This is a genomic window from Streptomyces sp. NPDC007905, assembly GCF_042959345.1.
In the GTDB taxonomy this organism is placed as follows: Bacteria; Actinomycetota; Actinomycetes; order Streptomycetales; family Streptomycetaceae; genus Streptomyces.
Window position 1 is genome coordinate 156,379 of sequence record NZ_JBIBKS010000019.1, and the last position, 23,941, is coordinate 180,319.

The 23,941-nt window shown below is 65.8% G+C and carries 18 protein-coding genes and 4 pseudogenes; 12 read left to right on the forward strand and 10 right to left on the reverse strand.

The genetic code is table 11. The features are described from left to right. Positions 1-425 precede the first annotated feature (425 nt). Entirely contained in the window at positions 426-1,103 is a 678-nt protein-coding gene (locus ACFZDC_RS30335) for a DUF461 domain-containing protein (RefSeq protein WP_391328973.1), read from the forward strand. Between the two features lie 95 nt (positions 1,104-1,198). On the opposite strand, the gene ACFZDC_RS30340 is transcribed toward ACFZDC_RS30335, so the two are convergent. Together ACFZDC_RS30340 and ACFZDC_RS30345 are read right to left on the reverse strand one after the other, a co-directional pair. Continuing rightward, positions 1,199-1,879, reverse strand: a complete 681-nt coding sequence (locus ACFZDC_RS30340; protein WP_010358452.1) for a response regulator transcription factor — start codon at positions 1,877-1,879, stop codon at positions 1,199-1,201. After that, positions 1,876-3,126 (reverse strand): ATP-binding protein, encoded by a 1,251-nt coding sequence (locus ACFZDC_RS30345; protein WP_391328974.1) that lies wholly within the window; start codon positions 3,124-3,126, stop codon positions 1,876-1,878. Before ACFZDC_RS30345 ends, ACFZDC_RS30340 begins: the two co-directional genes overlap by 4 nt. 232 nt (positions 3,127-3,358) lie before the next feature. On the opposite strand from ACFZDC_RS30345, the gene phoU reads away from it, so the two are divergent. Both phoU and ACFZDC_RS30355 read left to right on the forward strand, forming a co-directional pair. Beyond that, positions 3,359-4,048, forward strand: a complete 690-nt coding sequence (gene phoU, locus ACFZDC_RS30350; RefSeq protein ID WP_391328975.1) for a phosphate signaling complex protein PhoU — start codon at positions 3,359-3,361, stop codon at positions 4,046-4,048. A gap of 120 nt (positions 4,049-4,168) precedes the next feature. Further along, on the forward strand, positions 4,169-4,324 hold the full coding sequence (locus ACFZDC_RS30355) for a hypothetical protein (protein ID WP_391328976.1): 156 nt from the start codon (positions 4,169-4,171) through the stop codon (positions 4,322-4,324). 398 nt (positions 4,325-4,722) lie between these two features. Here ACFZDC_RS30355 and ACFZDC_RS30360 read toward each other — a convergent pair whose 3' ends face one another. Beyond that, positions 4,723-5,541, reverse strand: coding sequence for a GAF domain-containing protein (locus ACFZDC_RS30360; RefSeq protein WP_391328977.1), 819 nt, complete (start codon positions 5,539-5,541; stop codon positions 4,723-4,725). Beyond that, the gene (locus ACFZDC_RS30365) at positions 5,492-5,920 is read right to left on the reverse strand and encodes a GNAT family N-acetyltransferase (protein WP_391328978.1); all 429 of its coding nucleotides are present in this window, start codon (positions 5,918-5,920) and stop codon (positions 5,492-5,494) included. Before ACFZDC_RS30365 ends, ACFZDC_RS30360 begins: the two co-directional genes overlap by 50 nt. Positions 5,921-6,239: 319 nt before the next feature. On the opposite strand from ACFZDC_RS30365, the gene ACFZDC_RS30370 reads away from it, so the two are divergent. Then, positions 6,240-7,160 (forward strand): MBL fold metallo-hydrolase, encoded by a 921-nt coding sequence (locus ACFZDC_RS30370; RefSeq protein ID WP_391328979.1) that lies wholly within the window; start codon positions 6,240-6,242, stop codon positions 7,158-7,160. Positions 7,161-7,493: 333 nt separating this feature from the next. On the opposite strand, the pseudogene ACFZDC_RS30375 reads toward ACFZDC_RS30370, so the two are convergent. Continuing rightward, positions 7,494-7,817, reverse strand: a pseudogene (locus tag ACFZDC_RS30375) (transposase); the annotation flags it as partial. A 726-nt stretch (positions 7,818-8,543) separates the two neighbouring features. Here ACFZDC_RS30375 and ACFZDC_RS30380 point away from each other — a divergent pair. The 3 genes and pseudogenes from ACFZDC_RS30380 to ACFZDC_RS30390 all read left to right on the forward strand — a co-directional run. After that, a pseudogene (locus ACFZDC_RS30380) lies at positions 8,544-9,123 on the forward strand (DUF6928 family protein); the annotation flags it as partial. 63 nt (positions 9,124-9,186) lie between these two features. Continuing rightward, complete coding sequence (locus ACFZDC_RS30385; protein WP_391328994.1) at positions 9,187-9,318, forward strand: hypothetical protein; 132 nt, start codon at positions 9,187-9,189, stop codon at positions 9,316-9,318. 14 nt (positions 9,319-9,332) lie between these two features. Further along, positions 9,333-9,581: pseudogene (locus tag ACFZDC_RS30390) on the forward strand (hypothetical protein); the annotation flags it as partial. Positions 9,582-9,660: 79 nt separating this feature from the next. Here the strand turns inward: ACFZDC_RS30390 and ACFZDC_RS30395 are convergent. Together ACFZDC_RS30395 and ACFZDC_RS30400 are read right to left on the reverse strand one after the other, a co-directional pair. Next, a complete protein-coding gene (locus ACFZDC_RS30395; RefSeq protein WP_391328980.1) occupies positions 9,661-9,960 on the reverse strand; it encodes a hypothetical protein in 300 nt (99 codons plus the stop codon). Then, positions 9,957-10,103: a hypothetical protein gene (locus ACFZDC_RS30400; RefSeq protein WP_391328981.1), complete on the reverse strand. Its 147-nt coding sequence runs from the start codon at positions 10,101-10,103 to the stop codon at positions 9,957-9,959. Before ACFZDC_RS30400 ends, ACFZDC_RS30395 begins: the two co-directional genes overlap by 4 nt. Before the next feature lie 398 nt (positions 10,104-10,501). Between ACFZDC_RS30400 and ACFZDC_RS30405 the strand changes: the two genes are divergently transcribed. Continuing rightward, positions 10,502-11,455 carry an SMI1/KNR4 family protein gene (locus ACFZDC_RS30405; RefSeq protein ID WP_391328982.1) on the forward strand — a complete coding sequence of 318 codons (954 nt, stop codon included), beginning with the start codon at positions 10,502-10,504 and terminating at the stop codon, positions 11,453-11,455. 466 nt (positions 11,456-11,921) lie between these two features. On the opposite strand, the gene ACFZDC_RS30410 is transcribed toward ACFZDC_RS30405, so the two are convergent. Then, on the reverse strand, positions 11,922-12,299 hold the full coding sequence (locus ACFZDC_RS30410) for a YcxB family protein (RefSeq protein WP_391328983.1): 378 nt from the start codon (positions 12,297-12,299) through the stop codon (positions 11,922-11,924). Between the two features lie 511 nt (positions 12,300-12,810). Between ACFZDC_RS30410 and ACFZDC_RS30415 the strand changes: the two are divergent. Continuing rightward, positions 12,811-13,342: pseudogene (locus tag ACFZDC_RS30415) on the forward strand (tyrosine-type recombinase/integrase); the annotation flags it as partial. 715 nt (positions 13,343-14,057) lie between these two features. Here ACFZDC_RS30415 and ACFZDC_RS30420 read toward each other — a convergent pair. Beyond that, positions 14,058-14,228, reverse strand: a complete 171-nt coding sequence (locus tag ACFZDC_RS30420) for a hypothetical protein (protein ID WP_391328984.1) — start codon at positions 14,226-14,228, stop codon at positions 14,058-14,060. Positions 14,229-14,594: 366 nt separating this feature from the next. On the opposite strand from ACFZDC_RS30420, the gene ACFZDC_RS30425 reads away from it, so the two are divergent. The 3 genes from ACFZDC_RS30425 (at position 14,595) to ACFZDC_RS30435 (ending at position 22,746) form a co-directional block, all read left to right on the forward strand. After that, the gene (locus ACFZDC_RS30425; protein WP_391328985.1) at positions 14,595-16,007 is read left to right on the forward strand and encodes an AAA family ATPase; all 1,413 of its coding nucleotides are present in this window, start codon (positions 14,595-14,597) and stop codon (positions 16,005-16,007) included. A 274-nt stretch (positions 16,008-16,281) separates the two neighbouring features. Then, on the forward strand, positions 16,282-18,090 hold the full coding sequence (locus ACFZDC_RS30430) for an IS481 family transposase (protein ID WP_391328993.1): 1,809 nt from the start codon (positions 16,282-16,284) through the stop codon (positions 18,088-18,090). Between the two features lie 204 nt (positions 18,091-18,294). After that, positions 18,295-22,746 carry a hypothetical protein gene (locus tag ACFZDC_RS30435; protein ID WP_391328986.1) on the forward strand — a complete coding sequence of 1,484 codons (4,452 nt, stop codon included), beginning with the start codon at positions 18,295-18,297 and terminating at the stop codon, positions 22,744-22,746. A gap of 192 nt (positions 22,747-22,938) precedes the next feature. On the opposite strand, the gene ACFZDC_RS30440 is transcribed toward ACFZDC_RS30435, so the two are convergent. Then, on the reverse strand, positions 22,939-23,793 hold the full coding sequence (locus ACFZDC_RS30440) for a hypothetical protein (RefSeq protein ID WP_391328987.1): 855 nt from the start codon (positions 23,791-23,793) through the stop codon (positions 22,939-22,941). Positions 23,794-23,941 lie beyond the last annotated feature (148 nt).

The window sequence follows — 23,941 nt, forward strand, 5'->3', positions numbered from 1 at the left end:
CGCCTCGAGCGACGCTTCCAAGCGGATGAACGTCCTGATTTGTCTGGTTCCAAGCGTACGACTTCCGCTACTCCGTTCGGTGACTGGAGGCGGGTCGGAGGCGAATCCGGAATTGATCAACGGGGGACGGACGGGTGGTCTGTGATCAATTTCCGGGGCGGCCGCGCATTCCTTCACGGAAATTTTGCGAGCGGTCTCGGGAGGGCCCCTCGTCGCGTTATGTGAATGGCGGACGAGCGTCTCGGCAAAGTGACTGACGGGTCACTTCCGAGGGGTGGGGTACCCCCACCCGGAGGGAAGCCGGGGGCGAGGGGGAGGGTCGGGTGCGACCGCGTCGGAACGGCTCGGTAACCTGAGGCCGCTGACAGACACTTAGGGCGGCTTTATCAGGAGGCCGCCCCTGCGTTCAAGGAGTTGCCGCCGCCGTGAGCAGCAGCCTTCGACGCGGCGCCCTCGCCGCCTCCGCCATCGTCTTCTCGATCGCCTCGCTCGCCGCCTGCGGCGCCGGCAACAACTCCCAGACCCTGGAGATCAAGCCGGACAACGCGGCGACCAGCGTCGGCGACATCAAGATCCAGAACGCCTCGATCATCACGCAGCCCGATCCGAAGGCCTCGGGCCCAGCCGTCGTCTCCGCGACCGTCTTCAACGGGGGCTCGACGAACCAGACCCTGCAGTCGATCACCGTCGCGGGCAGCAGCGAGCCCGTCAAGCTGTCCCCCGCCAAGGGGCAGAGCCTGACCGTCCCGGCCCACGGCTCGCTGGTCATCGGCGGCAAGGGCAACGCCTCCGCCGTGCTGGCCAGCGGCCGTGAGGCGGTCCAGGACGGCAACGCCCAGAAGGTCACCTTCACCTTGAGCAAGACCGGTCCGGTGAGCCTGCGCGCCTACGTGGTCCCGGCCACCAGCTACTTCAGCGGCTGGGGCCCGAGCGAGATCCCGTCCGCCTCGGCCACCGCCTCCGGGGCACCGGGCGCGACCGGGTCCAGCACCGGCAAGCCGGGCAAGGGCGGCAAGTCCACCGCCTCGGCGACGGCCACCGACACCGCGACCACCGGCGCCACCCCGAGCGACTCGGCGTCCCAGTCGACCGCCGGGCACTGAGCGGTCGCACGGCAGCCGTACCGCGGCAGCACGCACGAGGGCGGCACCCCGGCAGGGGAGCCGCCCTTCGTCGTGAGCCGAGCGCGCCGTACGGCCTACGGCTCGAACTTGTACCCCAGACCCCGCACCGTCACCAGGTAGCGCGGTGCCCCCGGGTCCGGCTCGATCTTGGCGCGCAGCCGCTTGACGTGGACGTCCAGGGTCTTGGTGTCGCCCACGTAGTCGGCGCCCCAGACGCGGTCGATGAGCTGCATGCGGGTCAGGACGCGGCCCGCGTTGCGCAGGAGCATCTCCAGGAGGTCGAACTCCTTGAGGGGGAGGTCGACCTTGGAGCCGGAGACCGTCACCACGTGGCGGTCGACGTCCATGCGGACCGGGCCCGCCTCCAGGGCGGCCGGGGTGACCTCCTCCGGCTCGCCGCGCCGGCGCAGCACCGCGCGGATGCGGGCGACGAGCTCACGCGAGGAGAAGGGCTTGGTGACGTAGTCGTCGGCTCCTATTTCCAGGCCGACCACCTTGTCGATCTCGCTGTCCTTCGCGGTCACCATGATCACGGGAACGTTGGAGCGGCCGCGCAGCTGGCGGCACACCTCGGTGCCGGGCAGGCCCGGCAGCATCAGGTCGAGGAGGACGAGGTCGGCGCCGTTGCGCTCGAACTCGTCGAGTCCGTCGGGCCCGGTGGCCGCCACGGCGACCTCGAAGCCCTCCTTGCGGAGCATGTACGACAGGGCGTCGGAGAAGGACTCCTCGTCCTCGACGACGAGCACACGGGTCACGGAAGGACCTCCGGGGCGGGAAGGGGTTCGTAAGAAGATGACTCGGTCGCACCGGCCTCGTCGTCGAGGTCGGGGTGCTGTTGTGCGCGGTCGCGGGCCGCGCCCGCCTCCGGCAGTCTGAGAGTGAAGGTGGAGCCCTGGCCCTCGGCGCTCCAGACCGTGACCTCCCCGCCGTGCGAGGCGACCACGTGCTTGACGATCGCGAGACCGAGACCGGTGCCTCCCGTGGCCCGGGAGCGGGCCGGGTCGACGCGGTAGAAGCGCTCGAAGATGCGCTCCTTGTCCTTGTCGGTGATGCCGATGCCCTGGTCGGTGACGGCGATCTCGATCATGTCGCCGCCCGGGGCGTTGATCCGGCGGGCGGCTATCCCGACGCGGGTGCGGGCCGGGGAGTAGTTCACGGCGTTCTCGACCAGGTTGCCGAGGGCGGCGGCCAGCTGGCCGCGGTTGCCCCAGACGTGCAGGTCGGCGGTGCCGCCGGCGGCCATGGTGATCTGCTTGGCGCCGGCCTGGTGGCGGCAGCGGTCGACGGCCTCGGCGACCAGTTCGTCCACACGGACGGGCTCCGCGTCCTCCAGCGGGTCGTCGTTCTGCACCCGGGAGAGGTCGATCAGCTCCTGGACCAGGTTGGTCAGCCGGGTCGCCTCGATCTGCATGCGGCCCGCGAAGCGCTGGACGGCCTCGGGGTCGTCGGAGGCGTCCATGACGGCCTCGGAGAGGAGGGAGAGCGCGCCGACGGGCGTCTTCAGCTCATGGCTGACGTTCGCCACGAAGTCGCGTCGTACGGCCTCGATCCTGCGGGCCTCGGTGAGGTCCTCGACCAGCAGGAGGACCAGGCGGGAGCCGAGCGGGGCCACACGCGCGGAGACGGCGAGGGCCTCGCCGCGTCCGGTGCCGCGCCGCGGGAGGTCCAGCTCCACCTGGCGTATCTCGCCGTCCCGTCTGGTGTCCCGGGCCATCTGGAGCATGGGTTCGACGGCGAGCTTGCCGCCGCGGACCAGCCCGAGGGCGTAGGCGGCGGAGCTGGCCTTGACGACGCCGTCGGCCTCGTCGAGGACGACGGCCGAGGAGCGGAGCACGGACAGTACGGTGTCCACGCCGGGCGGGAGTACGGGATCGGTGTGCAAGGAAGTCCTGGTGGGTCGCTTCTGGTCGCGTTCGCTCCAGCGGAACGCCAGCATGGCGATGACACCGGTGAGCACCCCGGCGATCGCTGCCGCTGCGGCGACCGCCGCGTTCACGTCCATGCCTCCAGGTTAGGCACGCCGTACGACATGACCACAGCCGTCGAGGTACGACCTCGAACACTCGTCGCCCAGAGTTCACCTTGGAGCCAGGAGTGGTTCATTTGGGGTGGAAGAAACGGACGCGTGCGGGGCAGAACGTGGCAGCGTGGGGTTCGCACCGCTGTATTTCGCCACGGGGCGCGTGGTGTCACGGCCCCCGGACCCCGAAGCACACGTACGAGAGGGAAGCCTGATGCGGGACGCGTACCACGAGGAACTTGACTCGATCGGCGACGGACTGGTCGAGATGGCCCGGCTGGTCGGGTCGGCGATCGGGCGCGCCACGACCGCCATCCTCGACTCCGATCTGAAGCTGGCCGAGAGCGTGATCGAGGCCGACCAGAAGGTCGACGAGCTCCAGCACGACCTGGAGGCACGGGCGATAGCCCTGCTCGCCCGCCAGCAGCCGGTGGCGACCGATCTCCGTATCGTCGTCACGTCGCTGCGCATGTCCGCCGACCTGGAGCGCTCCGGCGACCTCGCCCAGCACGTGGCGAAGCTGGCCCGGCTGCGCTTCCCCGGGCGCGCGGTCCCGCACGACCTGCACGCCACCATCCTGGAGATGGGCCAGCTCGCGCAGCGCCTGATGGCCAAGGCGGCCGAGGTGATCGTGACGAAGGACGTCGACCTCGCCCTCCAGCTGGAGCAGGACGACGACGAGATGGACCTGCTGCACCGCACGCTCTTCCAGCACCTGATCGACGAGCGCTGGAAGCACGGCATCGAGACGGCCGTCGACGTCACCCTGCTCGGCCGTTACTACGAGCGCTACGCCGACCACGCCGTTGCCGTCGCCAAGCGCGTCGTCTACCTGGTCACCGGCGAGCACGCGGACAACCTGCAGCCGGACATCCAGCCGGTCACCGGCGTCGAGGGAACCTGACGCCGGGGGCTCGAAGGCCGTCGGCGGGGCGCGTGGACGCCTCTGTGCGCCGTTGATGCGCCCAGGGAAACGGGCATGCAATGGGCGAGGGCACCAGGCCCCAGTGTCGAGGAGGGACCCATGGCCGAATCCCCCAGCACCACGCCCGACCCCACCCAGGAGCGCGAGACCGACCGGCCCGCGGAGATCAGGAGGCTGCCGCTCGTCGGCGCGTGCGGCTGCGGCTCGGGCTGCGGCTGCGGCTGCCAGTCGGGCGCTCCCTGCCAGTGCGGCTGACGGCGTACGACCTGTGCGGGGCCCCGGGAACTCCGGGGCCCCGCACCTGTGCCAGGTGTCGTAGGAGAGAGCGCGGGCTGCGCGGTCGTCCCGGTCTCAGCTGAGCCGGGCGGTCCCGTGCAGATCTTCGAGGGCGTCCAGGCCCGTGGTCGCCCGGTACCGGTCCAGCCACGCGCCGGCCTCCCGGGCCGCCGTGTCCAAGTGCGCCGAGTTCGGCCCCGCCGCAGGCGTGGCCGGGCATGACGTGGTGGGTGGAGAACATGCTGTGCGGGCGTCGGCGGGGCCGGGGATGGGCGTGCACTGCAGGGAGCGGCGGTGCGCGCGAGCATCGCGGTACGACGGGGTCGATGTCGGTCAGCCGGCCCGACGAGCGCCTCGGCGAGCCGCTTGGTCCCGGCTCATGACCGGTCGCCGTCCCTTCCCTGTCCGTCGTGGTGGCCGTCCGGCTCCGGCTCGAAGCGGAGTCTGCGCGCCAGGACCTCCCGGGCCACCTGGCTGACGGTACGGCCCTCGGCGAAGGCGCGGGCACGCAGCCGGTCCAGGGCCTGCTCGGGGTCCGTGTCGAGCTGCACCATCACCATGCCGACCGCCTGGTAGACCTCGGTGTGGTCGGCCTGCGACGCCTCCACCCAGGACGCCACCTCGTCCTCGGGTGCCTCCTCGGTGAGGCGCTGCTGGATGCTCATCAAGGCGTACGTGACCGCGTCCCTGACCCACAACGCGGTCCGCAGATCCGGCTCGGACAGTCCGCCGGCCCGGTCGCAGTACAGGTCGAGGGTGCCGATGGCGGCACCGCTGACGCCGAGGGGCAGCGAGAACACCGCGGACACGCCGAGCGCGACCGCTTCGTGCGCGAAGATCGGCCAGCGCCGGGGGTCGCGCCCGGCGGTGAGATCCGCTGCGAGGACCGGCGCGCCCTGATCGAGGGCGGTCTGACAGGGCCCGTCCCCCACGGTGTACTGCAACTCGGCCAGCCGTGCCGCGATCCGGTCGCTGGCGCACCAGGTCATCTGGACGCCGCGGCCACCGGAGATCGACACCGAGGCGCCGTTGACCGGCAGCAGCCGGACGCACGCGGCGCACAGCGCGTCCGGAATCCGCTGCGGATCCACGGCTTCCCGGGCTGCGGCGGCCAGTACCTCACCGACCCGCGACCGCCCCCGCGCCTCAGGGGGCATTCCACCGCCGGCCGACTGCTCCGGCTGCTCGGGCGGCATGGTCTTCACCCCCGTCGTGGCGAACGGTCGGCGGACATGATCTCTGACATCCCCTCTGCGGCCCCCGTCCGGACTCGTCCGCAAGCCGGGTTCCCCGGTTGCGGAGGGTCATGACCGAGACACCCGCCCTGTCGCTACCGGGCCGGCTCGCCCCTGTCGCGCCACTCGTGGTCCAGCATTCCCAGGACGACCTCGTCGGAGAAGGCGCCGTATCCCAGGCGGATCCGCGCAGGGTGCCCTCGACGGTGAACCCCGCCCTTTCGGCCGCGCTTATCATCGCCGAATTGTCCACCGCGTTTTCGATCTGCAGCCGGTGCAGGCCGCGCACCGCGAATCCGTAGGTGCACAACGCCCGTACGATATCCGTTCCCAGGCCCATTCCCCGATCTTCTTACCCGCCCGATAGCCGAAGCTCGCGTTGCCCCTGGTCGCCTTCTGCCGCCCGGCCATCGCTTCACCGGCGTCCAGCTCCGGCGGGATGCCGCACCGAGGGCTGTCCGCTGTTGCCCGATCCATGGGTCACCGCTGCCGAACTCACGGACGCGAAGGCTTCTCGGCTTCGGGATGACCCGTTCCGTTCTGTGCGGGGGTTCAGTTCTGTGCGGGGGTCGCCCGTTCTGTGAGGGGGGTCCGTTCTGTGAGGGGGCACACGACGTCGTGAGGTGGTACTCCCGTCTCCGGGGTCCGAGGATGCTCGTATGAAGCTGCCGATCGGCCGCCCGAGTCTGCGGCCCTACCTGCCTTACCAGCAGCGCGCCGCAGCAGCCGGTGAGGGGCTGCGCGCTCACTTCCTGGGCACCAGTTCGGTGCTGCTGTCGGACGGGCAGACCTCGGTGCTCAGCGACGGGTTCGTCACCCGCCCGGGGATGCTGCGCGTGGGCATGGGCAGGATCGCCCCGGACCGCGCGCTGGTCCGTGCCGCCATCGAGCGGCTGCGGGTGGACACCCTCGCCGCCGCGGTCTGCGCGCATTCCCACTACGACCACGCCCTCGACGCACCCGTGTGGGCGCTGGAGACCGGCGCCGAACTGGTCGGATCGGAGTCCACCGCCAACATCGGGCGCGGCCTGGGGGTCCCCGAGTCGTCCTTGCGGGTGGTCGGCGACGGCGACAGCGCCACCTACGGCGACTTCACGCTGACCTTCCTGGATTCCGTGCACAGCCCGGGCGACCACTACCCCGGTACCGTCGACCAACCGTTGGTCCCGCCGGCCCGCGCCGGCGCCTGGAAGACCGGCACCGCCTACTCCGTGCTCGTCACCCACCCGCACGGCCGCGTGCTGCTGCAGGCCAGCGCCAACTACCGGCGCGGCGCGCTGCGCGGTCACCGCGCCGACGTCATCTACCTGGGCGTCGGCATGCTGGGCAAGCAGCCCGTCGAGTTCCTTCACACCTACTGGGACGAGGTCGTGGTCGCGACCGGGGCCAGGCGGGTCATCCTGGTGCACTGGGACGACTTCTTCCTCAGCCTGGACCGGCCACTGCGCCCCATGCCCTACCTGCTCGACGACCTCGACACCACCATGAGCCGCCTCCTTCCCCTGGCCCACCGTGACGGCGTCGACGTAGTCCTACCCGTCTCCTGGCAACCCAGCGCCCCCCTCGCCGGTCTCGCATGAACTCGGCGGCATATTGCGGCGCTTAAGAGGGAGCCCTGCCAACCTGAAGACCAGCACCAAGCCCCCCACCCACGGAGAACCCACAGGCAGGGGACTGGATCGGTCTGAGGGGCCGCGGTCCGGCCTCAGCGCGAGGGGCGCCTCTTCGGGGGGACCGGGCCAGGGATCACATCCTTGCCAAGGTGCTCCTTGACCCACACGCCGAGGAAGTTGGATGAGCGTCCATGGTCTCGTACGGAGCCCTTCCCACGCTGGGAGGAGTTCGCACCACCGGAGCCTGGCGGTCCGACTGCTGTCCTGGGTCCTGGCAGGAAGCGCCATGAAGCTGAGCTTGTCGGTCTTCGCTTCGCCACGGTAGGCGCCTGACATGCGATTGACCGTGCGGCCGGGTACGTAGACGGCCTGCCGGCCGTGGGCCGCAAGCAGGGCCAGCAGCAGCGCGGAGGATATCCCGGAGCTGTCCTCGGCCCAGTGGACTTCGCCCGCCAGGCCGAAAATCTCGCCGAGTGCGGTCAGGATGGCCGACTCCTCGTTGTCGATCTTCTTCGACCACAGTGTCGCGCCGGTCTCGTCGACGACTGCCGCCCAGTGGTGCCCCTTGCCTGCATCGACGCCGGCCCATACTCGGGTCGCTGACTCACTCGCCCCTCCTCGCACCGCACCGCGTTCCGTCGGCCCGAGGGACACCCCGCTGTCTGCTCCGTAAACAGCGACCGCACAAGGCGCGCACAGCTCCATCAACAGCCAGATGCACCAGCCGCCGCCAGCGCGCGAAGCACCATGGGCTTCCCTTCAATCGTCCACGGATCCAGGGCGGGCGTCACTGTCCGAGCCCGAGCAACCGGAGTTGACGCGGGCATCGCACCACACGTGACGTGTCCGCGTACGGAACGTGACGCTCTAGTCACTCCATCGGCCTTCGGGATGGACACCTCGTTCACCCACGCGCGGGGACAGAGCAGCGTGAGCTCGGATACAGCGGCTGACTCAATCTGCTCTACCGCTACATCACCCAGGGGGACGCCGAGGGTGACAAGCCGGTGGCTCTCCACCAAGCAGTCATGGATGCGCTGGGCAGCGTGCCGCTGGTTTGGGAGAAGCGTCCAGGTCAGCCCGCAGCATGCCGTCAAGCAGTGACTTGTAGGGATCGAGCCGGGACTCCTCGCGCCGCTGCTTCTTCCGCGGCTGCGGTGACTGCCCGTTCGAGCCCGCCGGACCGCCCTTCAGGTCACATTGAGCGCGCGCTGAAGCGCCCGCAGCGACGTGCCTATCCAGTGATCCCGGCGGATCGCACGGCCCAGAGACGGCCCAGCGCGCGGCCTGCGATCTCGGCTCCTTCCACTGTCAGTGCAGGCGGCTATGGTGCGACCGCCATCGAGGGCAATGCTCTGGGGAGGGACTGTGGGAGCCAAGACGGGACTGCTCGCATACGCCGACGGCGAGGTGCCGGGCCTTCTGCGACAGGTGGGGACAGCAGACCTGGCGCGGACGTCCGCCATGATGCGGCGTCTCTATCCGGGCTGGGAGATCGAACCGTGCGAGGGCGCGGAGCTCTGGGATGGCGTGTACCCGCCGATAGGCACGGCCTACGCGGCCAGTTGGCCGGGCGTGGATGTCGTAGGCGACCAGAGAGTGATGATCGACTTCCCGTCTCAGCTCCCTGAGCACCTGGTCGCGGCGAGCGCCGGCCGACGGCTCGTCCTGCACGCAATGCACAGCGTCGTCGACTGGCTCGCGTTCGCCGTCTGGGAGGACGGCCGCCTGCTGCGCTCGCTGAGCCTGTCACCGGGCAGCGGGATCATCGAGAACATCGGCGAGCCGCTCCCCTTCGAAGTGCCCTACTGGGCCGGGGACCATCCCACCGAAGTGATCTCCTGGCCGGGCCGGGAGGAAAAGCCGTACACACCCCTTCCACCCTCTGGAGCTTGGCGAAGACGCGCTGCGCGCGCTCTGCGGGTTCGTCCAGGAGGGCCGCCCAAAGCCCGACGACGTTGATGCAGGCAGCATTGCCCTCCACGGCTTCCATGTGCGCGACCCGCACGCTCCTGATCCGGTAGAGCAGGAAGCGGAGCTGCAACGGGCCATGGAGGCCATGGGCTCGCCGCGCTTCTTCTCGCTGGGGCCGGATGGCTCGCTGATCGAGCGCGACGACCTTTAGCTCACGACCTCTAAGACGAGACGCCAGAATGGGAGCGACAGGCGGCAGCGGTCGTCTACGCCCAGGTGCGCGACTTCATCAAGATCAGCGAAGGCCACACGGCCAAGCTGACCCGCGAGCAGCGCGGACGATTCATCGCCAGGTGCTGGACGGCGCAGATGTACAAGCACTTCGAGGACCCGAAGCCTGGGTACGTCGCCGACTGGGCCGACTTGCCCGAGTGGCAGCGGGAGACCGACGCCGACATTTTCGATCACATCGAGCAAGACCGTCTGACCCCCAGAAACGACGAAGCCCCCGCCGGCCCGGTGGGGGCTGACGGGGGCTCCTGCGACAGGTCTCTCAGTAGCGCGTCAGGTCCACGACCACATCGCACAGCGGATCATCGGACGGCTGCTGCTCGTACTCGTTGTCCAGATAGCCGGACGTGATCCCCGCGAGGAGACCGGGGCCGGTGTGGCTGATCACCACATCGGCTCCGTAGGTACGGCTTCCGTCGGCTGCGGTCAGGTACAGTCGCATGCGGTCGTCCCCGGTGACCAACAGCCCCTTGAAGACCGGCAGATCCGGCGTGTGGTCGACGACCAGAGCACGGACGATGCCCGGAAGGCGCTCGAAGACGCCCTGGTGTCCGAGTGTCACAGCTTCGCCCAGACCGGGCACTTGTTCCCCGGCTGGTTCTTGCAGAACGCATTGATGACGCCGATCGTCTGTCCCTTACCGGCGTCGTACCGCTGGTCCTTCGTCCTGCGCGAGTACTGAACGATCACCCAGATTTTCACCATCCCAGGTCGGGGAACGCCGGTCTCGGACTCTACCCCGCCGTACTCAAGCCGCCCGTGACCGATGAGGTCACAAACGCCCGGCCGGCCGCGCGCAGGGCGGCACCACCCGAGTCGGCCGACATTTCATCAACAAGACAGCTCGCACGTCGGTCAGTTGGCGGGTCGGACCGCCTCGGGCGACACCACCGACATCCTCGCAGTCAGCCGTGGATGTCGGCGACCTTCGGTTCCGTAGCGCTCTGTGGATCGGCCGGTGGCGGTCAAACCGGTCGTAGCACGGCTCTTTGGGGGCACTGCCGGGCGGGCTTGCTGTGGTCGCTGTACTTCCCTGCTGTACAGCACTGGCTCGATCACCGGGTCCGGCTCGTTGTCCGCGGCCTGTGTGTCACTGTCCGGTCATGGACAAACAGGAACTGCTCGCGGCCGTTGACGCCTTGGTCCGGCCGGACGGGCAGCAGCTGGTGTGCGACCAGGCAGGGCACCCGGCGGGGCATGTGTGCCTGACGGCTTCCGAAGAGGTCAGCCTGCCCGTGTTCATCAAGGAGCTCAGTGACCGGTACGGGCAGCTACGCAACCTCGCCGCGGGCGGATATGTCGATCCTACGGTGACCGAGCAGACCGGGCTGCCGCTCCTGGCACCCTTTGGGGAACAGCTGGTCGATATGCGCGCCTGGACGTGCGGCAGCTGGTGGATCGGCTGCGGGACGGTCCGTGCCGGTGACGGCGTACGGCTGGTGGTGCTCGTCGCCGAGCGGGCCGCACCGTCGCCGGACAAGGTGTCGAACAAGGTGCCGGAAGGACTGCCGGAGGGCGCCTCCTGGGTGGACCGGATCGTCGCCGTCACGGGGTGGCCGGCAGACCGGGCGCGGGTGGTGGGCTGGGCGGCGGTCGAGGCCCGGCTGGGGACCGTGCTGCCCGGTGACTACAAGCGCCTTGTCGAGCGGTTCGGGTACGGCGCCTTCGACGACTACCTCGGTCTCTTTCTGCCCGACGGCCCGCTGGGCAGCATCGACATAGTCGAGTTCAACGAGTGGTGGGCCCAATGGGCCGAGGCGCACGATGCCGACTCGTGGGAGCCGTACCAGCTGTACCCGGCTCCGGGCGGGCTGCTGCAGTGGGCGGGGACCGAGCAACGGGACGACTTCTACTGGCTCACCGAGGGTCCCGATCCGGACAGTTGGCCCATCCTCGCGACGGTGGAGGACCGCGGCACCTGGTACCGGTTCGACGGCTCGACCGCGGAGTACGTCCACCGTCTGCTCACCGACCCCCGGCAGCCCTTCTCGACAGCCCGTGATTTCGATACTCATTGGTTCGAGAGTTACGAGGGGTTGGAAGCCGAAAGCGATTGACTGGTCCGGTGGCTTACCCACGATCAGTGGAGCCTCAGTACCCAGACGGCGGTAAGACCTCCCCAATGGCGACTCCCCGGCTGCGTTCTGGGTGGAGACATATGGCCTCGCGCGGCCCGAGGGTGCCGGATCACGGCCCTCGACGCCAGAGCCCCACGTGAGGAGCGAGGTTGGGCGACCACGCACGTGACCTGCGGTTTCCCTACCGCGGGTAGAGCCCCCGCCGAATTCACCTCTGTGGACCCCGGTTCCCCGTGAGTCCCCGTCCGTTCTGGCACGCGAGTGGAACGACTGCCTTGGGCCCGTCGACGCGAACTACGGGTTGGGCGGTCGCTGAAGTCGGCCCGGCTGATCAGACGTTCGCTGGCGGGTGGAGTTCGTCGGTTGCGGTCTCGGCGGTTGCTATACGCCACACTTCAGTGGCAGGCCCCAGCCGTCGACCGCCGGGGGGCGCCTTTCACGTCCGTCACACGCGAGTGGTGTGCTGGTCCAGGAGGGCCCGAAGCCTGTCGAGGTCCATGGCCTCATGCACGCCCCGCTTGGGCAGGACTTCGAGCCACATGATGTTGGGGTCCCGGCTGAGCAGGACGAAGTGGTCGGCCGTCTCCCGGTAGCCCTGGTAGACGGACCACTTCTGGATCAACGTGCTGTGGTCGCTGCGGCAGGTGATCCCGGCCGCGGACACGGTAGCGCGGTACTCGCCCTGCCATCCGATGATCCGCTGCACGTAGGCGACGTGCAGCCGTGGGTACCCCCACATCCACAGGACAACGAACAAGAGCAGAAGGGTCGAGACCACGTCGATAGTGATCAGCCAGAACCCGACCGACAGCGCGAGGAGCACGCCCCGCACACTAGTTTGGTGCGCTTGATCCGGTCGCGGACCCGCAGGCCGACCCGTGTGTCGGCAGGCTGGGGCCGGTACACCAGTTGGACCGCGGCCTGCTCGTCCATGACATCGTCGGAACTTTCCGCGCTGTCGTTGCTGCCTTCGGTCCTGCGCCCCTTGGCCATGATCCCTCCCCGGTACGAAGATCGCGGGAACCTATCAAACCTCAGTGCTGGACTAGTGGAAGAACTTCTCCTCGCGATCCAACTGCGGTCTTGAAAACCGTCGCGGCAGCGATGCCACCGTGGGTTCAAATCCCACACCCACCGCAGATGAACGGCCCTTGACCAGGTAAATCGGTCGGGGGCCGTTCGCACGGGCGCTGCCAGTCAATCACCGTGGTTCCCCGTCAGATACCGGGCGATCGGGCACGGCGGGGGCACGGGCACCTTCTGATCCGTAGCTCTCATGGCCGCCGGCGCAATCCACACCTGGGCGCGCGTCGGCGCAGCGGCAGCGCAGCCGGGACAGCGGCACCCTGCACGTGGTGCAGCAACTCAAGCTGAGCCTGAGCAACCGTGTTCGCGCCCCGAAGGGCGGCAAGCTCCGTGACGTACCTCTGCCCGACCCCGTGGCAGAGGCGCTACAGGAGCACATCAAGCGGTTTCCGCTGTGGAGATCAAGCTCCCCTGGATGCGAGCGAACGGCCAGCCGGTGACCCGGCGGCTCATCTTCAGGGGCCCCAACGGCGGACACATCTGGCGTACGTTGCTGAACGAGGATCACTGGAAGCCAGCGCTCGCGAACGCGGGCGTCCCCCGAAGGCCAAGAGTCGCGAGCACGTCGGCGCCCGCGAGCACGGCATGCACGCGCTCCGGCACTTCTACGCGTCCGTGCTCCTGGACGCCGGAGAGAGCATCAAGGCCCTCGCGGAGTACCTCGGGCACTCTGACCCAGGTCTGACGCTGAAGGTGTACGCGCACCTCATGCCAAGCAGTCGTGACAGGGCCAGGAAGGCTCTCGGCAGGGCACTTCGGCCTCAGGGCCCCGAAGACTGAGGTTCTAGAGACGTTCCAGCGCATGAAGATGCCTCCCGTCCGCGCCGTATGCGCAGGTGGGAGGCATGATCACAAACTCTACTTCTTCTTGCCCTGGGTCTTGCCGGGGATCTTGGCGACCTGCGTCTTCGCTGCTCAAGGACGGTGGGCTCGTGCGCCTGGTTGTCGTCGTTGGTCGTCATTGGCCGCTGCTGAGCAACGTCGGACGGCCCAGAGACGGCCCAGCTTCAGCCCGCTCGGCTGACGGACGGCACCCTCGATGCGCACCGTCTGAACCTCAGCCGAAGACAGTCAGCCACGACGGCGGGTGCGCCGACCGACCACGCACGCGTATGCCTCGCTGCACCCCCACCGGCCTCAGCCACGCTACTGGCTTGTGTCGTCGACTAGAGCAACTCGCGATACTCGGACCCGTTATGACGGTGCGCGAGCCTTCAGCTTGGGAAGCTAGTTTGACTTGGGGCAAGCTGCGAGGCTGACCTGCGGTGGAGCGATGTCGGATCGTGTGGGGCAGCCGGTGGGTTTCCCAGTGTTCCCCGTTGGCCCCGCAGGATCTGGCACGCGAATGGGACGCCCCCTCCGTCTCCCCGAAGGGGGAGGGCTACCACGGACCTCTCCAGTATCCGACGTTACGGGGCACCTGGCCGGCGTCGCGTGTACGACGCCTGGTTCCCACCACCGTGGTCGGCGGGCGGGCGCGACGCTCTCCCCCGCTTCACCGCCGCTGTGCGATTACGAGAGCAACGAGGACGCTCGCGACAGTGAACACGACCGTGAGGCCAGCGGCGGCGACGGTCAGAGGTACGGCAACGGATGGATGCATGAGAGTCACGTAGACAAGGCCGCCGCCGATGATGAGGACGAGCAGGACGAAGGTCAGGGCCAATAGGGGGAGTACGAGAGACGGCGCCGCAGCTGGCTGAGACTGCTGTGAATATCCCTGGTGGGTGGGCGGCTGAGACATGGACGTCCTTCGCATCGAATGTGAGACCGAGGGGCGGAGAGCCCTTTCATCCGTGGCGATCAAGTCACCTGTGGGTGACCTGGCCCGTGATCGGACGACTGCGGCGTCTAACGACGATGGCGCGGCGGAACCGACCAGCGCTAGTTGTCCGTGACGTTCGCCGAACGGCCCCGGATGGCAGAGCAGCGCGGCACGATGACTCATGAACTTGCACGAGAGAGGAGCAGCGCGGTCATGGGAAGGGGAGCCCGTCGACAGTGGCAGCCACCGCAGGGGACCAAGGAAGAGATGGAGCTCGCCACCTTGCTCCGTCAATGGCTGACAGACCGAGGAGTGTCTGTCGCCGCGGTGATCAGCGGTTTTACGCCGGAGCACTTTTCTGGAGAATCACCGCCTGGACGTACTGCGACTTACGCGAGGCTCGCCGGAGTGGGCATCACCTGGGATTTCGTCGAAGCTGTTGCCGACGTGATCACACCGAGCACGACCGAACATCTGCAGCTCCTCGCAGCAGCGCGACCCCTGTGGGAACAGGTCCTTGCGAGCACCGAACGACGGGATTCCAGCCCGACCACAGACATCGTCGTCGTCATGCGCGAGATGCTGGACTTGTCAGAACAGCTCCTGGAAACCCAGAGATGCCTGGCAAACCTCAGAGCTGACGATCAAAACGTGGCCTGGGCACTGATGATGACGTGCCAACAGATGAGTTCCCGACTCGCTGAGCTACGCGAGCACCGAGAGCGAGCCAGGTTCCGCGAAATCTCGGCCTCGTCCTTGCGGCCGTATCGTGCCAGTTCACGGGGGACACGGGCAGAAGCCGATGATCAGACAGCACATCTACTCGAAGGGTGGGCACGACAGATCGCGCGATTCGCCCAGGTTCTCGTCCGCCCGGAAGAGACGAGCATGGTGTCTTCGAGTGACACCAAGGTGGGGATCTCGGAGGTGATCGAGTCGACCTTACGCGAACTCGACCTGAACCCTGCCGAGACTACGCGTCCACTGAGCAGCGCTACTGCGATCGAGAGCGAGCTAACCGACCCCGACCCCGATTACACCGGCGGGGGCTTCTTGCAGACGGTGCGCTTTGACTTCGAGCGCCTCACGCCTGAGCGCTTCCTGCCGGGGGACATGATTGACACTGCACTGGAGCCGGACAGTGATCGCGTGCTTACCATTCCCATGATCGGACTCGTACGCGATGGTGTCACTATTGCCCCGGGAATCACGGTCCTGGCTGGACCAAACGGGGTGGGAAAGAGCCTGGTCCTTGAAGCTCTCTCCCACGCCTTGCAAGGGGGCGCAGCACGCAGAGCCTCCGGCTACCGCCCGCTCAGCCGGCGTCTAGCTGCCGCTCTGGAGATTGATTTCCATCATCGTCCGAGACCACAGGACGTTTGGTATGCCTCGTACCTCGGCCTGCAATCAGATCGTGACTCATGTCTCAGCGCGCAGGAGTCCTTTCGCATGGCGTTGGATCAGATGAGTCCCAAGCCGGGGGTGCTGTACCTGCTGGACGAGCCGGAAGCTGCGCTTGCCCCACAGCTGACCCAAGACCTTGTGGACTGGATGGATGACCGCGTCGAAGACGGGTGTCAGTTCATCATCGCGACGCACAGCATGACGTTGGCAGCGCTGGAGCATGCACAGATCATCCTGCCGGGGCAGCGAGCACGGATCGACGGGGCAAGCAACTAATTGTTGTGCGCGCGGCCCGGGCGGCGGCCGGGCTGGAGCGGGGCGGAGACAGGAGTGCAGGCCCGGCCGAGGGCCGGGCCGCGCGCGGGGAGCGGAGCGAGCCGCCTTGAACCAGTAAAGAAAGTTGTAACGCAGTCAGTCACTCCGCAGATGTCCGGTCCCGGTAGATGCTTGACACTTCGGTCCCAGGTGATGGTTGACAGTGGCCGTGTTCGGCTTTTCTGTGCGCGTTGTTGCGGCGTGTGTGGGGAGGCCGGGATTGGCGCTGGTGGAGTTGTCGGTTGTCGAGCAGAGATACCGGGCTGTGCTTGCGGTGCTGGCGGGTGCGACGGTGACGGAGGTCGCCGCCCAGCTGGGCGTCTCGCGGCAGACGGTGAGTGGGTGGAAGTCGAGGTATGAGGCTTCGGGGCTGGCGGGGTTGGCGGATCGTTCGCGTCGGCCGGCGTCGTGTCCGCATCAGGCTTCTGCCGAGGTGGAGACGGCCGTGTGTGAGTTGCGGCGCAAGCACCCGAAGTGGGGTCCGCGGCGGATCGCCCATGTGCTGGAGCGGTCCGGGGCAGTGAGCCCGGTGCCGTCGCGGATGACCGTGTATCGGATCCTGGTCCGTCACGGGCTGGTGGAGCCGGGGGTGCGGCGTCGGAAGCGGTCGGATTACAAGCGCTGGCAGCGGGACCGGCCGATGCAGCTGTGGCAGATGGACATCGTCGGCGGCGTGATGCTGGTCAACCCGGTCACCGGCGAGCTGACCGAGGCCAAGGTCGTGACCGGGGTGGACGATCATTCCCGGTACCGCGTGATCGCGTCGGTGGTCGAGCGGGCGACCGGACGGGCGGTCTGCGCGGCCTTCGCCCGGGCCTTGCAGGCGTTCGGGGTGCCGGAAGAGGTGCTGACGGACAACGGCAAGCAGTTCACCGACCGGTTCGGGCAGGGCGGTGAGGTGCTGTTCGACCGGATCTGCCGGGAGAACGGGATCGCGCACCGGCTCACCCAGCCGGCCTCGCCGACCACGACGGGCAAGGTCGAGCGGTTCCATCAGACGCTGCGGCGTGAACTTCTCGACGACTGCGGCGCGTTCGAGAGCATCGAGCAGGCTCAGGCGGCACTGGATGCGTGGGTGGAGGAGTACAACTCCTCGCGGCCGCATCAGGCGCTGGATATGCAGTCTCCGGGAGACCGGTTCGCCCCGGTTGCCGAGCAGGAGCGGAACGTCCTGGGCCTGAAGATCCCCGGAGTGCTGACGCTGGTGCCGCAGCAGCGGACACCCCCAGAGCATCTGGAGCCGGCTCCGGATGAAGCCTGCGAGGTTCCTGCCGCCCTGCCTGAGGTGCCGGTGGTGGTGCCGGTGGAGCCCGGCGCTCCGGTGGAGTTCGAGCGGGTGGTGCCTGCGAGTGGGAATCTGCAGGTCGCGGGAAAGCAGTTCTGGCTGGGTCCGGCCCGCTCGGGGCTGACGGTGACGTTCTGGGCCGACACGCAGGTGATCCATCTGCTGATCGCCGGGACGCGGATCAAGACCGTGCGGTCACACCTGTCGGTGGCGGATCTGGGGCGGCTGGCGGCCCGGGGCGGACGTCCGGCAGGGCCGGCCCCGCTGCCGGGCGGTGACGGGGCGGCGTTCGAGGTGGACCGGGTGGTGAACAACAGCGGTCTGGTCGGTCTGGGCGGGCACCAGGTGCTGGCGGCGGAGATCCTCGGTGGCCGCCAGGTGGGCATCCGCATCGACGGCGAGACACTGTCATTCTTCGACCTGTCCTCGCGGGAACTGCTGCGGGTGCGGCCCAACCCGCTGACCGGTGAGGAAGTCCGCAGGCTGCGGGGCCTGCGTCCGGCCGGACCGCCGCCACGGCCCGGAGTCGAGCCCGTGCGGGTCCAGCGGTGGGTCAGCGCGGTCGGCACGGTCATGGTCTGCCGGCAGGTCGTCTCCCTCGGCCGCCCCTACGCAGGCCAGACCGTGACCGTGCACGTCTCGGACACGACGCTCACCGTCGAGCTGGACGGCCAGGTCCGGGTCATCCGGCGCACGACCGACGTCCCGGTCCGCAACGTGAAAGCGAACAAACCCCGTGAAGTTTCCGATGTTGTCTAGGCCCACCGTCAAGCATCAGCTGGGATCAGAACGTCAAACATCACCTGGGACTAGACACAGTCACTCCGCAGACAAGACAGCACTAGCGACCTCCTTGCAGCTCAACACTGGAGTCACTGCACGTGGTAAGAGAGTGGCAGAAAGTAGTAGAATTGCGGTGGTGATTCATCACTGTGGATCACGCCTTTCAAGGAGGAGATTGACGTGAGCCCTCGTCCAGGTGGGGAGACCGATAAATTCGGCAATCGATACGAGGGTGCTTGGACAGTCCGTCACCTCCTCTATGTGCTTCTGGGGAGTGCTCAGTCCATCACGGTCGAGGATATCGATGACCTGGGGAAGGGCGCCGAGTTTACCTATCGGCATGGCGCTACCGTCGAGGTACATCAGGTCAAGCGCCAGAACGGGAACGCGAACAGTTGGAGCGTCCAGTCACTGCAGAACAAGGACATCTGGGCGAACGCTCGTCACCACGTCATCCAAGGACGTCACTTCCACTTTGTATCCATGGTCCCCGTGCGAGACGTCCAAGAACTGACCGAGAGAGCAAGAAGCGCCGACAACCTTGCCGAGTTCATCAGCGACAGACTTACGAAAGAACTCCAGGGGCCATTCAACAAACTCTCGTCGTCTACAATCTACGGCTCCACCGAAGTAGCCTGGAAAGTGCTTCGCGGTATCTGGATTTCCTGCATCGACGAAAATGAGATCGTTCGAACGAACGCAGTCCTCTCGGAGCTACTATTGAGCGGCGCAGGAGGTCGGCTTTCGGCTGCCGCTTTGGGAGAACTCGTAAATAATAGCCTTGGTTCCACCCTTGACGCAGCAGGCATCGAGTCCCGACTCGGCCAGTATCAACTCAGCCGCTCAACGCTGCTAGTCGGCGCCGCTATATCAGGCACAGTCCGGGAGATCACTACGGCTTGGGCCGCCAGCGTCGAACGCGAGCTTATTCGGCCTACGATTAAGCGCTTCGAAGCACAAGAAATCGTTAACCTTCTCGACGCAGGTTCGGGCAGCCTAACACTTCTCATGGGAGATGCCGGGGGCGGTAAGAGCGCCACCCTTCATCAAGTGGTGAACATCTTCCGTAGTCGCGATATTCCCATCTTGAGCTTCCGACTCGACCGACTTGAGCCTTTTGCATCAACCACGGAATTGGGCAACCGAGTCGGGTTGGATGTATCACCAGTGGCTGCCCTAGCCTCTGTAGCAGAAGGACGCCCTTCCGTACTCGTCGTGGACCAGGTCGATGCGGTGAGTCTCGTGTCGGGGCGGATGCCAAGAAATTTCGATGCGGTCGCTGACCTGGTACGCGAGGCCTCAGCTTTTCCAAAGATGCGAGTGGTGCTGGCTTGTCGAAAGTTCGATGTTGAGAATGATCACCGCATTCGCGAACTGGTCGACGAGAAGCAATGTGTGCGCGTTGAAGTCCAAGGACTATCAGAGACTCAGGTCAATGAGGCAGTTTCAGCCATGGGGCTGGATGTCGGCCATCTCAATACACACCAGAGGAATCTCCTACGGTCGCCGCTGCACCTCGTCTTGCTGAGAGGTATCGCTAATGATCCGCGGGCACTGGAATTCCAGACCACTAGTAACTTGTTTGACGCCTTCTGGCAACGCAAGCTGACCGACTGTGTCCAACGACGTGACGCAGTTCGTTTTAACGAAGTCATCTCGACAGTGGCAGAGGCTATTAGTACTCGGCAGCGCCTGTCTGTTCCTGCAACCGTCCTCGACCAGGCGAACCTTTCCGTTGACGCCAGTGTGTTGGTTTCAGAGCATCTGCTGGTTCAGGATGGTAGAGAGATCGCGTTCTTCCACGAAGCGTTCTTCGACTACGCATTCACACGTGGATGGACGCGCCGTAATCAATCCCTCGTCGACTTCCTGACCAGTGGAGAACAAGAACTTTTTCGCCGTGCTCAAGTACGGCAGATCCTGAGCCATTTGCGCGAGCTTGAGCCCGGTCGATTCGCAGAAGAGGTGGGAACTGCTCTAGTCAGTGCTGACATCCGCTTCCATATCAAGGACGTGATTCTCGCCCTTCTGAGCTCACTCCCTGATCCCACACAAAATGAATGGGACATGGTGGCCGATGTACTCGAAACCCGACCCTCGTTCGAAGAGAAGCTCTGGAGATCCCTGCGGACAGCCCCATGGTTCGACTGCCTCGATGCAGACGGCATTATTGAAGAATGGCTAGTTGGCAGTGAAGATGAACAAGCGCGGGCCCTAGAGATTATGGGAAGTGCCGCAAAAGCCACCCCAGATCGCTTGGCTGAACTGCTCCTACCCCATCTGAATAACAGTAATTTTCCAGGCTGGCTACAGTGGATTGCCCGCTTCGCAGATGTCCACGAGAGCCGTCCTCTGTTCGATCTGCTTCTCAATGCCGTTCGTGACGGCCAGTACAGCGGAGAAGCCGAAAACGAACTTTGGTACTCAACCCATGACCTGGCACAGCATCAGCCGGCCTGGGCAGTCAAGCTATTGGCCGCTTACCTCGTCGACCGCCCCAACGCGATGGCCTTGGCGTCAAATGGCAAGGTCGCTGCGCTAGTAAGCCGGGAGCACGGCGCGATAGAGCTAGCACGGCATGGAGCGGAAGGGGCTCCAGAAGCATTCTGCACTCTTATGCTTCCGTACATGCTGCAGGTGATGGAGGTAGCGGCGTATGGGGATGACGAACTCCCGAGACATGATCTGCACTTCACGCATCGCTACCCGGACCTAGGGACGCACGAACTCGAAGAAGCCGTCTTGTCTGGGATGGTTACGTCAATCCGTCACATTGTGAGGCAGGAGCCAGCGACAGTAAAACCCGTTCTTGAAGCTCTTGCAGAAAGTCCCTACGAAGCCGCACAGTGGCTCTTGTATGAGGGCTTGCGGGCGGACGGCGAGAGGTACGCACAGTGGGCAGCAGAACTTCTACTAGAAGGAAAGCACCGCTTCTTGAGTGGGTACTCATCCAACGGCGTATGGACAGCCCGCCAGTTGATCCAGGCCATCAGTCCATTCTGCTCTGATAGATCATTCCGTGACCTAGAATCTGCAATCCTAGAGCTCCGATTCCCCTGGGAAAAGCGACGGCCTGGTTGGTACATGTTCAACCTCCTCTCCGGGATGGACGAGGCGCGTCTTTCTGATGTGGCGAGACGTCGACTCGGTGAGCTGCGGAGGGCTACAGGCATGGAGCAGCCTCCCCAACCTGAAGGTGTGACCGGGGGAGGCATCGCGTCTCCGATTTCCTCAGATGCTGCTCAACGGATGAGCGACGAACAGTGGTTGAAGGCGATCGCCAAGCACAGTGTGGATAGGACAAACTGGCAGAACTTCACCGGCGGCGCCCATGAGCTATCAAGTATTTTGCAGCAAGAGGCACAACGCGATCCTGCCCGGTTTTCAGCACTCTCCCTGAGATTCGACCAAAGCACACACCCGGCCTACAGCAATGCCATCCTCCTAGCCTTGGGCGCGGCAGAAGCCCTCGACGATGGATCGCCAATGTTCGACGCCCTTCGTCACATCTCATCGCTGAATCACGATGATGTCGACCGATGGCTCGGGCATGCACTTCGTCACTACTACAAGTCAGTCCCGCTTGATCTCGTTGAGACGATCGTCGGTTACGCACGCCGCTCGGTAGGCACCAAGGAAAGGGACCCGGAGGTTTGGTCCTCTAGTAACGAAGAAAATATCGGTCGCGATATATACGGATCGGGAATAAACTCGCCCCGCGGTGCGGCAGCCGAAACACTGGGAGACCTACTCATCCACGATGCAGATGGGAGCCGCACTGCACTGGCTCTCCCTGTATTGAGGCAGCTAGCTGAAGATCCTTCTACTCCAGTTCGCTCGTGTGCTGCGCACCTTGTTCACGCCTCAATGCGTCATGCTCGGTCGGACGCTCTGGATGCATTTGCACTTATCGTCGCGACACGAGACGACAGCCTCTTCACCACTCATACAGTCATCCGCCTGATTGCTTACGTCGGTTCTGAGGACCCCGACACGGTGCGGCTCGTAATCGAACGCATGCTGAATTCACAGGTACGCGAAGTGCGAAAGGCTGGAGGGCACCTAGCCGCCATTGCGGCAATCCAGTGGGGCGTGACGGACCTGCTCGACACCGTACTCGCAGGTAGCGATGGGGCACAGCGAGAGGGCGCCGCACGACTGTGTGCGCACAGGCTGACGAACACCGCCGACGCGGCAACTGCACGACGCGCTTTCGAAGAACTCCTGAACGACTCGGAGGAGTCGGTTCGCAAAGCTGTAGGTGAGGTAGCCGCAGCGCTTCGCGGTGAGCGCCTTCGGCCCGTGAAACAGTCGTTGCGTCGCCTGATTTCGTCAGCCTCTTTCACCGAAGCCTTGCCCCAGCTGTTCATAACCTTGGAGCAGGCACCTGATCGCGTAGATGACCTGGTCTTGGAGTGCTGCCAGCGCTTCATTGAGATAAAGGGTGCAGATTCTGGAGACATCAGAACTGGTGCGGCAGGAGATGCTCGTTACGTTGGTGAGCTTCTCATTCGAGCTTACGCACAAACAACGGTGCGAGCTAAGCGCAGCAGGGTCCTCGACCTGATTGACCAACTACTGGAAGTCGGCGCCTTTGGCGTGGCGGACCTCGTCGCAAAGTCGGAACGTTAGGGCGCGGTTGGAACTGTGTCACCTACTGCCGCTATTGGCGTGACATTGGCAGCGGTCGGCCAGCACGAGGTGTGTATCCATCGACGGTCGCACACCTCCGTAGCACTCGGCCCTCCCAGAGCAGACGGGTTCTGCGCGACAAGGCCGGCACTGCATTGATCCTGGAGTTCACACGCGGGAGGGCGTCGCCCATCAACCACTCGTTGGTACGCCGGGGGCTACCCGAGCAATCCTAAAGATCGCGACGGTTCCCAAGAACGGCGACGGGCCTCCGGTAAGGGGATAGTTGTCCTTCGCTCCCGCGTAGAGGGCGAGCCCCTTCTCTGTGAGCTCCTCCAGGATGGCCGTGAGGCTTCGCTGTGCGTCCCGTACAGAGGAGCGAGAGAACTCGATGTCTCCGGAAATATCGCTCCAGTCCCGGAAGCTTTGAACGGCGCTGTCTATGAGGTCCTGCTCCTCGTCGGTGCAGTCGTCTGGTTCCTCATGGGGCAACCATCCAAGGCAGCCGGAGAGGATCGGCCAGAGGTCACGCCCTGTCTCCATGTGGTCGAGCACCACGACATCAAACGCTAGCTCGTCGTCCGTCGTAACGACGTCGGTGATCCTGTCGACCTGCACCCTCTTGAGCTTGCTGATCTCGTCGGCAAGCCTCTTGATCCCCCACACCTCGATGGTGACACCCTGGTGCAAGGGACGAAGCTCGTTGTCGATGAACTGGTCGACCTCGCCCGGCAAGGTGTCGTTGGTGAGGAAGCGCCACACCTTCACGTCACGGTGGCCCTGTAGGCAGCCCTCCAAGTCACTGCGGATCTTCGCCTTGGTCTTGTCGATCCGCTCGCCGCGCGTCGCATGAGCCGCGAAGAACACCCGGGCCTTCGGGCAGTAGCCGTCGTTCTTAGTGTCGCCCTTCGGTCCGGCCGCCCGCACCGGCTGATAGTCGCCGGGGTACAGCTCCAGGCCGAGCCGATCCATGCAGTCCTGAAAGGCGTTGCCCTCAAGTCGGAGGAGCTGACCCTCCACGAGCTTCCGCAGCGAGTTGTGATCCACGGCAGTCATTACCTCATGGCCTGCACACCCCGCGCAGCTAGGTTGAGCGGATCGGGAGTGTCCAATAGACGGCGGATCCGATGATCAAGGAGACGCCTGATGAGCGAGACCATCACCGAGCACGAGGCCGTGGAGGCGGCGGTCGTCG